10 protein-coding genes and 1 pseudogene are annotated in these 12,101 nt (G+C 67.2%); 4 read left to right on the top strand and 7 right to left on the bottom strand.

The features are described 5' to 3' along the window. Window positions 1-38 precede the first annotated feature (38 nt). The 3 genes and pseudogenes from ACFFU4_RS13775 to ACFFU4_RS13765 form a co-directional block, all read right to left on the bottom strand. A complete protein-coding gene (locus tag ACFFU4_RS13775; RefSeq protein WP_377070365.1) occupies window positions 39-1,079 on the bottom strand; it encodes a substrate-binding domain-containing protein in 1,041 nt (346 codons plus the stop codon). A 320-nt stretch (window positions 1,080-1,399) separates the two neighbouring features. Then, a complete protein-coding gene (locus ACFFU4_RS13770) occupies window positions 1,400-2,389 on the bottom strand; it encodes a quinone oxidoreductase family protein (protein ID WP_377070364.1) in 990 nt (329 codons plus the stop codon). Window positions 2,390-2,774: 385 nt separating this feature from the next. Continuing rightward, window positions 2,775-2,963: pseudogene (locus ACFFU4_RS13765) on the bottom strand (IS3 family transposase); the annotation flags it as partial. On the opposite strand from ACFFU4_RS13765, the gene ACFFU4_RS13760 reads away from it, so the two are divergent. After that, window positions 2,919-3,146 (top strand): hypothetical protein, encoded by a 228-nt coding sequence (locus tag ACFFU4_RS13760; protein ID WP_377070363.1) that lies wholly within the window; start codon window positions 2,919-2,921, stop codon window positions 3,144-3,146. The pseudogene ACFFU4_RS13765 and the gene ACFFU4_RS13760 sit on opposite strands and share 45 nt — an antisense overlap. After that, window positions 3,127-3,393 carry a type 2 periplasmic-binding domain-containing protein gene (locus ACFFU4_RS13755; protein WP_377070362.1) on the top strand — a complete coding sequence of 89 codons (267 nt, stop codon included), beginning with the start codon at window positions 3,127-3,129 and terminating at the stop codon, window positions 3,391-3,393. Before ACFFU4_RS13760 ends, ACFFU4_RS13755 begins: the two co-directional genes overlap by 20 nt. Window positions 3,394-3,614: 221 nt before the next feature. Here the strand turns inward: ACFFU4_RS13755 and ACFFU4_RS13750 are convergent, their stop codons facing one another. Further along, the gene (locus ACFFU4_RS13750) at window positions 3,615-4,340 is read right to left on the bottom strand and encodes an IclR family transcriptional regulator (protein WP_377070361.1); all 726 of its coding nucleotides are present in this window, start codon (window positions 4,338-4,340) and stop codon (window positions 3,615-3,617) included. Window positions 4,341-4,550: 210 nt separating this feature from the next. On the opposite strand from ACFFU4_RS13750, the gene ACFFU4_RS13745 reads away from it, so the two are divergent. Both ACFFU4_RS13745 and ACFFU4_RS13740 read left to right on the top strand, forming a co-directional pair. After that, window positions 4,551-7,439 carry an error-prone DNA polymerase gene (locus ACFFU4_RS13745; protein ID WP_377070360.1) on the top strand — a complete coding sequence of 963 codons (2,889 nt, stop codon included), beginning with the start codon at window positions 4,551-4,553 and terminating at the stop codon, window positions 7,437-7,439. A 42-nt stretch (window positions 7,440-7,481) separates the two neighbouring features. Continuing rightward, window positions 7,482-7,718 (top strand): Lrp/AsnC ligand binding domain-containing protein, encoded by a 237-nt coding sequence (locus tag ACFFU4_RS13740; RefSeq protein ID WP_377070359.1) that lies wholly within the window; start codon window positions 7,482-7,484, stop codon window positions 7,716-7,718. A gap of 195 nt (window positions 7,719-7,913) precedes the next feature. Here ACFFU4_RS13740 and ade read toward each other — a convergent pair whose 3' ends face one another. The 3 genes from ade to ACFFU4_RS13725 form a co-directional block, all read right to left on the bottom strand. Further along, window positions 7,914-9,608 (bottom strand): adenine deaminase, encoded by a 1,695-nt coding sequence (ade, locus tag ACFFU4_RS13735; RefSeq protein WP_377070358.1) that lies wholly within the window; start codon window positions 9,606-9,608, stop codon window positions 7,914-7,916. A 187-nt stretch (window positions 9,609-9,795) separates the two neighbouring features. Beyond that, the gene (locus ACFFU4_RS13730; RefSeq protein WP_377070357.1) at window positions 9,796-11,193 is read right to left on the bottom strand and encodes an aspartate aminotransferase family protein; all 1,398 of its coding nucleotides are present in this window, start codon (window positions 11,191-11,193) and stop codon (window positions 9,796-9,798) included. A gap of 91 nt (window positions 11,194-11,284) precedes the next feature. Next, window positions 11,285-11,983, bottom strand: a complete 699-nt coding sequence (locus ACFFU4_RS13725) for a GntR family transcriptional regulator (protein WP_377070356.1) — start codon at window positions 11,981-11,983, stop codon at window positions 11,285-11,287. Window positions 11,984-12,101 lie beyond the last annotated feature (118 nt).

Raw genomic sequence — 12,101 nt, 5'->3', positions numbered from 1 at the left:
TCGTAGCTGCCCCCCGTCCAATGGCATGTGAGGGGCTATCAGGAGCCGCCGCCCATAACCTTTTCATTGGCCACGGCGGCCTGGACCTTGCCGAGCTCCGGATCGGAGACGAGGCCGTAATTGGCCAGCGGGCCCTTGGGGCCGGCGATTTCGTCGGCGACGAAGAACTGTGCGTATTCCTTGAGGCCGGGGATCACGCCGATATGCGCCTTCTTGACGTAGAAGTAGAGCGGGCGCGACACCGGGTACTCGCCCGATGCGATGGTCTCGGTCGAGGGTGCAACGCCGCCCATGGTGGCGACCTTGAGCTTGTCGGTGTTGTTCTCGTAGAACGCCAGGCCGAACACGCCGATGCCGTTGGGGTTGGCGTCGATGCGCGCCAGCGTCTCGGTGTAGTCGCCGTCGATGTCGACCGACTTGCCGTCCTGACGCACGTCGAGGCAGGCATCCTCGGCGTCGTCCTCGGACATGCCGCCTTCCATCATGGCTTCCATCGCGCCGGTGGCCTCACAGCCTTTCAGCAGCACCTTGTCCTCGAACACTTCGCGGGTGCCGTGCTTGGTGCCGGGGATGAACATGGCGATTTCCACGTCCGGCAGGTCGGCGTTGAACTCGGCCCAGGTGTTGTGGGGGTTCTCGACCAGTTCGCCGTCCTTGAGGACGGTGGCGCCGATGGCGTTGAAGATGTCCGACGGCTCGAACGCGTTGAACGCCGGGCCGGTCTGCTGGCTGGCAAAGACGATGCCGTCATAGCCGATGCGCACTTCGATGATGTCGGTCACGCCGTTCCCGGCACAGGCCTTGATCTCTTTTTCGCGGATGGCGCGCGAGGCGTTGGCCACGTCGATGGTGTTCTCGCCGACGCCCTCGCAGAAGCGCTTGAGGCCAGAGGAGGAGCCGCCCGATTCGACCACCGGGGTCGGGAAATCGGTATTGTCGCCAAAGAGTTCTGCCACGATCGAGGCATAGGGCAGAACCGTCGAGGACCCGGCGACCTGCACATTGTCGCGGGCGGCGGCCGTGGTTGCGGACATGGCGGCGAGCGCCAGGGCCGAAACGGAGAGTTTGGTGTAGGACATGATAGCTCCTGCTGTCAGTTTCAGGTTTGGACAACCACGGGTCGGATAGGCGTCTCCGGTGACATCAGTGCTATGTTTTTGTAACAGTTATATGAAGCCCGCCGCACACCGGCGGTCGCCGGCACCGGCGAAACCGGGAGCGGCAGGCCGTCCTGGCCGGTGTCGGCGAATCAGGGGCAGGGGCCCTTGTTAACAAGGCCGGAGCCGCTAGGGCAACGCGTCGGTATCGCGTCGGTATCGCGTCGGTATTGCGTCGGTGCCGGGAGGGGCGCGGCGCGGGGTCAACGGGGCGGGCGGCGGGTGTGGGCGAGACGGCGGAATCACGGGATCAGCACCGTGGCGCCCAGCGTCTTGCCGGACCCGATGGCCCGGTGCGCCCTTACCGCGTCCTTGAGCGGGTATTCGTAGTTGATGTTCGCATCCAGAATGCCCTCGCCGATCGCCTTGAAGAGATCCCGTGCCGTCCATTCCAGATCGGATCGCCTGGCGACATAGTGCATGATCGCGGGCCGTGTGATGAAGAGCGAGCCACGGCGGCCCAGATCCTGGATGATGTCGACCGGGTCCGGAGGGCCGGAGACGTGGCCGTAAGCCGCGCAGACGCCCATCGGCCGCAGGCAGTCCAGGCTGTGCTGCAACGTGTCCTTGCCGATGGCCTCGTAGACCACGGCGCACCCTTCCCCGTCGGTCACCTCGCGGACCACGTCCACGAAATTCGCGTGCGGGCGGACCACCGGGTAATGGCACCCGGCCGCGCGGGCGGCCTCTACCTTTTCCGGGGTCGAGACGGTGCCGACGATCGTCGCGCCGAGCGCGTTGGCCCATTGGCAGAGGATCAGCCCCATGCCGCCCGCCGCGGCGTGAACCAGGATCGTGTCGCCCGGCTCCACCTTGTATGTGCGGTGCAGCAGGTAGTGGGCGGTCATGCCCTTCATCAGGAGCGCGGCGACCTGCCTGTCATCCAGCGTGTCCGGCAGGTGGAGCAGCTTGTCGGCGGGATAGTTGCGGACCTCGGAATAGGAGCCGAGCGGCGGGATGCCATAGGCGACGCGGTCCCCTGTCCTGAAGCCGGTCACGCCGTCGCCCACACCCTCGACGATGCCGGTGCCCTCGAACCCGATGACAACGGGCGGCTCGTCCACCTTCCACGGATGCGAAACGCCGCCGCGGTGATAGGTGTCGGCGAAGTTCACGCCGATGGCCGTATGGCGCAGGCGCACTTCGCCGCGGGCCGGGTCGGGGACCGGCCAGTCCTGCCATTGCATCACGTCCGGCGGCCCGAGCCTGTGGATTACCTGCGCCTTGTTCATCCTCTTCTCCCTTCGGTCTTGCCCCGGCCCGCGCGCCGTGCGGGTCCGCCGGGTGGCGGAACATGCGGGCGCAGGGGCCTTTGCCCGGTCAACGTGGCCGCATCCTGTCGCCGATGACAAGGACGGGAACGCGCAGGGCCAGACCATGCCCGTCGCGGTCGCGGGGCACAGGGAGGCGGCATGGCGCATGTCCGGGGGCGTGCGTTTCACCCTCCGGGCCCCGGTCCGAGCCTACCCCAAAGCCCTGTTCGCGGACCACTTCTGGCGTGTGTATTCGACCAGACCGGAGACAAGGGCGGAATTGTTGCCGGCCCGCCTTGCCGAGCGCGCCGGACATCGGAGCAGGGACCGTGGCCCCGGTGGGGCCGTGTAGGCCCTGCGGAGCATCGTTCTCCAGCGTCAGATCTCCGATCTTCGCATGCAGGGTCTTCACGTCGATCGCCGGTTCCGGCTCGCCCTTCGGGCCGTCGCCGAACACTCCGGTCGCGCCCTCAAGCCACTGGTCGCGACACGGCTTGATCCGGTTCGGATGGACGTCGAAATCCTGCGCCAGTTCGATCAGCGTCGTCTTGCCATGGTCTTCTCCTCGCTCGCAGCATCATGCCGCCGTTGCACGGAAAATCCGCCTGTCCCGGATGTTCAGATGTCCGGAACCAGCTCTGTGGTGGTCGCGCTGATGTATTTTGCCCTGTGCTACCCGCTCTCGCTGTGGAGCTATCATCTGGAAAGAAGAATGAATGTCGCTGATACGCATTGAACACGTCCACAAGAAATCCGGGTCCACGGAGGTGCTCAACTCCAACAGGCAGAACCCGGATCGGCCGCTTGAGCTCAAGTTCGTGATGCGCCGCGCGCCCGCCTCGATCGGCCTGCGGCAGGGCGATCCCGACTGGATGCGCTGGCTCGAAACCTTCGTGTATTTCAACAAGGTGAACGGGAACCCTCAGGCGCTCCATCAGAAATGGCTGAACGAGGACCTTCAGAAGGACCTGCCCACGTTCTGATAGCTGGCAGCCGGGCCGCATCGGTGGCCCGGTTGCGACGATGCGATACGACACCCCCCTGCACAACGCACGCCGTCGCGGATATCCTCCTGTCTGCCCGTTTCGCCGGGGGCGGAGCGGTGCCATGCGGAGGGCCATCAAGGCGAGATATCCGCCGTCTTGTCGTCATCGCCTTCAAAAGACCGCGCCGAAATCCTCAGACGGTTTGGTCCGGACGCTGTTCACTGAAGCGCGTCGATCATGTCCCGCCGAAATTTCATCTGTTTTTCAAGGTTCTTGTCGAGTTTCCGCATGATCCGGCCTCGGGGGCCGACGATACCGACACAGACCTGGCCAAGCGCGCCTTGCAGGCGAACCGGCATTGCGACACTGGCGATGTCGGGATCCTCTTCGCCGATGCAATATGCGATGCCCTTGTCGCGGACCTGTGCATACTCGGCTTCCAGTGAGTCGGCATCCGGTGAGGGAAGGTCGGGAAACATGGGGGCCGCCGCCGCGATGACCTCTGCCTGCAAGGATTTGGGGACATGCGCGAGGATCGCCTTGGCAGAAGAGCATATGCTGGCCGGTCGCAGACCTTTGCTCGGCACGACGATCGCGCCGTCCGGTTCCGCCGGGGCGCATGTCTGGAAAATATCTATCCCCTGGTCCGTGAGGCGGGCCGCGAAGGTGGTTTCGCCGAGGGCCTCGGCCATGCCGGACAGCGCGGGCATCAGCGCCTTGCCGAGTTCGGACTCGGAGGTGCCAAGCGCAAGCAATTTGTAAAGCCTTGATCCAATGCAATATCTTTTCCCCAGACGCTCGACCAGGCCAAGGTTTTCCAGATCGGCGATGTGCCGATAGGCAGTCGCCTGCGGAAGGTTGATCTTGTCTGCGATGCGTCGTGCCGTGGCCTCTTCACCAAGTCGGGCGACGCCTTCGAGGAGAGCCAGGTTGCGAGTGTCCATTGATGAATTCTCATAATACAAATCGACGCTCTCACCACGCGGGAATATTTCGCGCTGAGCGCATGAGTCAAACCTTGGGTGAAGTATGCAACTTGCGGGGCAGGATGCAATGTCGAAGGGGGCCGGGGGGTGACTCCGGGGGCGACTCCACATCGGAACAAAACGTGAATATGATGGCCGCATCGCTGTCTGATCGAATCGCCGATGATGATGTTCGCCGAACTGTCTGCCACCTCGAATTTCACCTTTCTCACCGGGGCCGCCCATCCCGAGGAGTACATGGAGCGCGCCGCGTCCCTCGGCCTTGCGGGGGTGGCGGTCGCCGATGCGAACTCGGTGGCGGGCATCGTGCGCGCCCACGCCCGCGCGCGCGAGATCGCGCGGCAGGTGCGCGAGCGGCAGGCGCTGGAGGCGAGCGAGGGGCGGCACGGCCCGCCCGCCCCGCGCCCCGCCCCGCCGCCCGCATGGGCCAACACCCCTCGCCTCATCCCCGCCGCAAGGCTGGTGCTGCGCGACGGACTCACGCTCACCGCGCTGCCCGGCGACCGGCGGGGCTGGGCGCGGCTCTGCCGGTTGCTGACGCTGGGGCGGCGGCGGGCGGCCAAGGGGGGGTGCGACCTGACGCTGGCCGACGTGCTGGAGGGGGCAGGGGGGCTGTACCTGATCCTCCACCCCGAGAGCGCGCCGGGCTGGCAGCGACAGGCACGGCGGCTGCGGGACCGCCTCGGCGACCGGCTGCACCTGCTGCTCAACCCGCATTACGACGGGCGCGACCCGGCGCGGTTTGAGCGGCTGGCGGGGATCGCGGCGCGGCTGGGCCTGCCCACCGTGGCCGCAGCCTGTCCGATCCTGCACCGCGCCCGCCGCCGCCGTATGGCGGATGTGCTGAGCGCGATCCGGCTCGGTGTCACGGTGGACCGGCTGGGCCGCGCCGCCCTGCCCAATGCCGAAACGCGCCTGCGCGCGGAGGCCGAGATGCGCCGCCTGTTCAAGGGGCACGAGGATGCGGTGGACCGCGCGGCGGCGCTGGCCGCGCGGCTCACGTTCTCGCTGGATGAGTTGCGCCACGACTATCCGAGCGAGGCGGAGGACGGCGAGCCCCCCGCCGCGCGGCTGCGGCGGCTGGCCGAGGCGGGCCTCGACCGGCGCTATCCGCAGGGCGCGCCCGAGCGCGTGCGCAGCATCATGGAGCACGAATTGGCGCTCATCGCCAGGCTGCGCTACGAGCCCTATTTCCTGACCGTGCACGACGTGGTGGCCTTTGCCCGGTCGCGCGGCATCCTGTGTCAGGGGCGCGGCTCGGCGGCCAATTCGGTGGTCTGCTATTGCCTGGGCGTGACCTCTGTCAGCCCCGAGATCGGCACCATGGTGTTCGAGCGTTTCGTGTCCGAGGCGCGCGACGAGCCGCCCGATATCGACGTGGATTTCGAGCATGAGCGGCGCGAGGAGGTGATCCAGTGGATTTACGCGCGCTACGGGCGGCACCGCGCCGGGCTGTGCGCCACGGTGATCCACTACCGCGCCAAGCGTGCCATCCGCGAGGTGGGCCGCGCGATGGGCCTGTCGGAGGACCTGCTGTCGGCGCTCACGTCGCAGATATGGGGCGCGGGCGGCGCGCGGCTGCCCGACGCGGCGCGGCTCGCCGAGGTCGGCCTCGACCCGCGCGACCGCCGTCTTGCCCTGACGCTCGATCTGGTGAACGAGATCATCGGCTTTCCCCGCCACCTGAGCCAGCATGTCGGCGGCTTCGTCATCGCCGAGGGCCGGCTTGACGAGCTTGTGCCGATCGAGAACGCGGCGATGGAGGATCGCACGGTGATCTGCTGGGACAAGGACGATATCGACACCCTCGGTATCCTCAAGGTGGACGTGCTGGCGTTGGGGATGCTGAGCTGTTTGCGCCGCGCGTTCGATCTTTTGGCCGATCACCACGGCACGCGCTACGGGCTCGCCACGCTGCCGCCCGAGGATGGCGCCGTCTACGAGATGCTGGGCCGCGCCGACAGTCTCGGGGTGTTCCAGGTGGAAAGCCGCGCGCAGATGAATTTCCTGCCCCGGATGCGCCCGCGCTGCTTTTACGACCTGGTGATACAGGTGGCGATCATCCGCCCCGGCCCGATTCAGGGCGACATGGTGCACCCCTTCATCCGCCGCCGCAACGGCGAGGAGGCGGTGCGCTTTCCCTCCGACGAGCTGGGCCGCGTGCTGGGCAAGACGCTGGGCGTGCCGCTTTTCCAGGAGCAGGCGATGCAGATCGCCATCATCGGCGCGGGGTTCTCGCCGGAAGAGGCCGACCGCCTGCGCCGGTCGCTGGCGACGTTCAAGAAGCACGGCAATGTCAGCGAGTTTCGCGACCGCTTTCTGCGGGGGATGCGCGGGAACGGCTATGACATGGATTTCGCCGAGCGCTGTTTTTCGCAGATCGAGGGGTTCGGCAGCTATGGCTTTCCCGAGAGCCACGCGGCGAGCTTTGCCCTGCTGGTCTATGCCAGCGCCTGGATCAAGTGCCACCACCCGGGCGTCTTTGCCTGCGCGCTGCTGAATGCGCAGCCGATGGGGTTCTACGCCCCCGCGCAGATCGTGCGCGATGCGCGCGAGCACGGCGTGACGGTGCGGCCCGTCTGCATCAACGCCTCGTGCTGGGACAACACGCTGGAGCCGGACGGGCGCGGCGGGCTGGCGCTGCGGCTGGGGTTCCGGCAGGTGCGGGGGCTGGCGCGCGACGAGGCCGACTGGATCGCGGCGGCGCGCGGCAACGGCTATCGGGGCCCCGAGGACGTGTGGCGGCGGGCGGGCGTGGCACCGGCGCTCCTCGCGCGGCTGGCCGAGGCCGATGCCTTTGCCGCGCCGGGGCTGTCGCGCCGCGACGCGCTCTGGCAGGCGCGCGCGATCCGCGACCCCGAGCCGCTGCCGCTCTTTGCCCGCGATCTCGACGGCGAGCGCATCGACGAGCCTGCGGCAACCCTCCCCGAGATGAGCCTCGGCGAGGAGATGATCGAGGATTACGCGGCGCTCCGGCTCAGCTTGCGCGCGCATCCGCTGGCGCTTTTGCGCCCCATCCTCACCCCGCCCCGAGGTCATGGACAATCGCGCGCGTAGCGGAAATACTCAGGGCGCAATCACCACGGCGGGAGAGCCCAAATGCGCTGCGTCTTCATCAACATCCGCTGCAAGCCCGGCCACTCCTACCGCGTGGCCGAGGATATCGCGCTGCGCGAAATTCACTCGGAACTGCATTCCACCTCGGGTCCCTTCGACCTCTTGATGAAGCTCTATGTTCCCGAGGACGCCGATATCGGCAAGTACATCAACGACAACCTGCTGGATGTCGACGGGATCGAGAGGACCGAGACGACGCTGACCTTCAAGGCGTTCTGAGGAGGGCGGCCCGGGGGCGTGGGCTTGCGTGTCCTGTGTCGTCGCGCATGGCCTGGAGCGATCGTTGGACGTCAGTGTCGGGCTGACCCGTCACGGCAAGGTGAAATCAAGAAAGTTTTAAACTTTTTTGTACGGAATCATTTAAAGATTCCGTTCGTCAACGGCAGCTTAAGACAAATCCCCGTCCCACATCTTTCACCCGATCAACTCGAACCGCGTCACGTCCACCAGACCCCGGTCGGTGATCTTGAGCGCCGGGATCACCGGCAGCGCCAGAAACGCCAGTTGCAGGAACGGCTCTTGCAGCCCCACGCCCAGCGATTTCGCCGCCGCGCGCAACTCTGTCAGCCGCGCATGCACCGCCTCGAACCGCTCCAGGCTCATCAGCCCGGCCACCGGCAGCGGCAGTTCGGCCAGCACGCGGCCGCCTTCCACCACCACGAAACCGCCCTCGATCCCGGCCATGCGGTTCACCGCCACGGCCATGTCACCGTAATCCATGCCGACGCAGGCGATGTTGTGGTGGTCGTGGCACACGGTCGAGGCGATCGCCCCCGCCCGCAGGCCAAAGCCGCGCACGAAGCCGGTGGCGATATTGCCGTTCCTCCCGTGCCGCTCGACCACCGCGATGCGCACCAGATCGCGGCCCGCGTCGGGGCGCTTGTCGCCATCCAGCGGCGCAATATCCGCGTGCAGATGCTCGGTCAGGATCTTGCCTTCGAGTATGCCGATCACGTCCGTCTCGGCCCGGTTGCCGCCGTGGCGGAAATCCTCCGGCGTCACGGTCGGGGCCTTCACCGAGTGCCGCCCCACCGGGGCCACCGCCCCGCGCGCGGCAAACGCCGCGTCGTCCGCCACCACGCCGCCGCACAGCACAAGACGCGCGTCGCACGCCGCCAGCGATCCGACGGCCACGATATCCGCCCGCCGCCCCGGCGCGATCAGCCCCCGGTCGCGCAGCCCGAACGCCTCGGCCCCCGACAGCGACGCGGCGCGATAGGCCGCGAGCGGCGAGGCTCCGCGCGCGATGAGCGTGCGGATCATGTGGTCGAGATGCCCCTCCTCGGCGATGTCGAGCGGGTTGCGGTCATCGGTGCACAGGCACATGTAGGGTGCGGTGACGTCCGATAAGAGCGGTGCCAGCGCCTCGAGGTCCTTGCTCACCGAGCCTTCGCGGATCAGCACGCGCATCCCGCGCTGCAGCTTTTCGCGCGCCTCCTCCGCCGTGGTCGCCTCGTGCTCGGTGCGGATGCCGGCGGCGCAATAGGCGTTGAGATCGCGGCCCAAAAGCTGCGGGCAATGCCCGTCCATATGGCCCCCGTCGAAGAGCCGCAGCTTGGCCATCATGCCGGGATCGCGGTGGATCACGCCGGGATAGTTCATCACCTCCGCCAGCCCGATGCCCGAGGGGTGGCCCATCACCGTCGCCAGGTCCCCGGCCCCGATCTCTGCCCCCGCCGTCTCCATGTCCGTCGAGGGCACGCAGGAGGACAACTGCACCCGGATATCCATCAGCGTGTGCGCGCTCGCCTGCTGGAAATAGCGGATGCCGTCGAGGCCCATCACGTTGGCGATCTCGTGCGGGTCGCAGATCGCGGTGGTGATGCCGCGGGGCGTGACGCAGCGGTCGAATTCCAGCGGCGTGACGAGCGCGCTTTCGATATGCAGATGCGTGTCGATGAAGCCGGGCACGAGGGTGAGGCCCGCCATGTCGATCACCTTGGCGCCCTCGTAGTCGGCCCCGATGCCCACGATCGTGTCATCGCAGATCGCGACGTCTCCCGGGATCATCGCCCCGGTCACGAGGTCGAACACCGTGCCGCCGCGCAGCACCAGATCGGCGGGCGCGTCGCCCCGCCCCTGCGCGATCCGGTCCTCAAGCTCCGCCATGTGCCGCCCTCCGGTTGCCATGCCTCACTGTCGCGCGGGAGGGGGCGGGGGGCAAGGGGTGCGGGCCGGACGAGCGGTCGCGTGGCTGCGAGTGGTCTATACCTGCCGTTCGGGTTCCGGCACCAATGCGCGGCTCATCGCATCATGCCCAACGGCAGCTTCAGGCCAGTCGCGTCACCATTCCCGCTCACGCCGCCGCCTGCATCAGCCCCGCGTCGCGCACCTGTCGCTCTGCCTCGTCGAGCGAGCGCCACGCCCGGCCGACCAGCGTGTCGATTTCCGCCTTCGAGATCACCAGGGGCGGCGAAATGATCATGCGGTCGCCCACGTGGCGCATCACCAGGTTGTTGGCAAAGCACCGCTCGCGGCAGATATAGCCCACCGTGCCGGGATCAGAGGCGAATTTCGCGCGCGCCGATTTGTCCGGCGTCAGCGCGAGCGAGCCCATGAGCCCGACGATCCGCGCCTCGCCCACCATCGGGTGCGCGGCGAGGCTCTCCCACTTTTCCTTGAGGTAGGGCGCGGTCTCGTCGGCCACGCGGGTGACGATCCCCTCCTCGTCGAGGATGCGCAGGTTCTCCAGCGCCACGGCGCAGGAGACCGGGTGCCCCGAATAGGTATAGCCGTGGTTGAACTCGCACCCGTTGAGCACGCGCGCCACCTCGTCCGACACGATCGAGCCGCCGATGGGCGCGTAGCCCGAGGACAGCCCCTTGGCGATGGTCATGATGTCGGGGCGGATGCCATAGGTCTGGCTGCCGAACCAGTTGCCGGTGCGGCCGAACCCGCAGATCACCTCGTCGGCGATCAGCAGGATGCCGTACTTGTCGCAGATGCGCTGGATTTCGGGCCAGTAGCTGTCGGGCGGGATGATCACGCCGCCCGCGCCCTGCACCGGCTCGCCGATGAAGGCGGCGATGCGGTGCGGCCCCAGCTCCTCGATCTTTTCCTCCAGTTGCCGGGCGCGGGCGAGACCGAATGCCTCGGGGTCGGTGTCGCCGCCCTCGGCGTACCAGTGCGGCTGATCAATATGGTGGATGTCGGGGATCGGCATGCCGCCCTGCGCGTGCATGCCGCCCATGCCGCCAAGGCTCGCGCTGCCCATCGACGAGCCGTGATAGCCGTTCTTGCGCGCGATGATGATGTTGCGCTCCGGCGCGCCCTTCTCGGCCCAGTAGGTGCGCACCATGCGGATATTGGTGTCGTTGGCCTCCGAGCCGGACCCGGCATAGAACACGTGGTTGAGATCGCCGGGGGTCAGCTCCGCCAGCCGCGTGGCCAGCGCGATGGCGGGGACGTGGCTGGTCTGGAAAAAGGTGTTGTAATAGGGCAGTTCGCGCATCTGCCGTGCCGCCACCTCGGCCAGCTCGTCGCGCCCGTAGCCGATATTGACGCACCACAGCCCGGCCATCGCGTCGAGGATTTCGTTGCCGTCGCTGTCGGTCAGCGTCACGCCGCGCGCACGGGTGATGATGCGCGCGCCCTTGGCATTCATGCCGTCCCCGTGGGTGAAGGGATGCATGTGATGGGCGGCGTCGAGCGCCTGCAATTCGGCGGTGGGCAGGTGATTGGTGATCGCGGTCATGGCGGTCCCTTTCGTCTCGGGGAATCGGGGGTGCGGCCCGGTCAGCCGCTTTTCGCCAAGAATATGATCAAATTTATCGCTGTCAATCGAATCAGTCGTCCCGCGGCTGCCGCGACAGCGATTGACGCACCTGCTCCATCCCCTGCACCACGTCGGCACGGATTGCCTGCGCCGCGGCCTCGGCATCGCCCGCGCGCATCGCCGCGAGCAGATCCTTGTGCCGGTCGGGCAGACCCTCGGTCCCGACCCGTCCGCACACCACCCGCAGCGAGGGGCCAAAGCGCAGCCACAACCCGTCGGCCACGTCCATGAGGATCGGGGCCGCAGCAATTTCATAGAGCGCGCGGTGAAAACGGTAGTTGAGTTCGAGATAGGCGCGCATGTCGCCGCGCAGGATGGCGCGGTCAAGCGCGTCATCGACCTCGGTCAGGCGGTCAAGGTCGCCGGGCGTTGCGCGCTCTGTCGCGCACCGTGCCAGGTGAGGGTCAAGCCATTGACGGGCAAAGATCAATTCCCCGATATTCCCGGCATCCAGCAGCGGCACCGACACCCGCCTGTTGCCCTGGAATTCCAGCGCGCCCTCGGCGATCAGCCGCCGCAGCGCCTCGCGCACCGGCGTCATTCCCGCGCCGAGCCGCTCGCAAAGCCCCTGTATCGTCACCGCCTGTCCGGGGGCCAGATCGCCGAACAGCACCAGCGCGCGCAGTTGGCGATAGATCGTCTCATGCGCCGGAAGGCGCGGGCCGGCGGCGGTCTCGTTGCCCGTTTTGCGTGCGGTTCTCGACGTCACTCCGGGATCCCCGATATCTGTGCAAACTCATCGCTTGCGAGTTTAACGGCTGCGTGAAAACATTACCATATTGCCATCCGCGGCAGTTTTTGATCAAATACCGCCAAGGCAGATAACA

Origin of the sequence: Roseovarius ramblicola (genome assembly GCF_042430665.1) — a bacterium.
Classification (GTDB): domain Bacteria; phylum Pseudomonadota; class Alphaproteobacteria; order Rhodobacterales; family Rhodobacteraceae; genus Roseovarius; species Roseovarius ramblicola.
The sequence above is the reverse complement of the archived record's forward strand: the minus strand, read 5'-3'. Positions and strand labels throughout refer to the sequence as shown.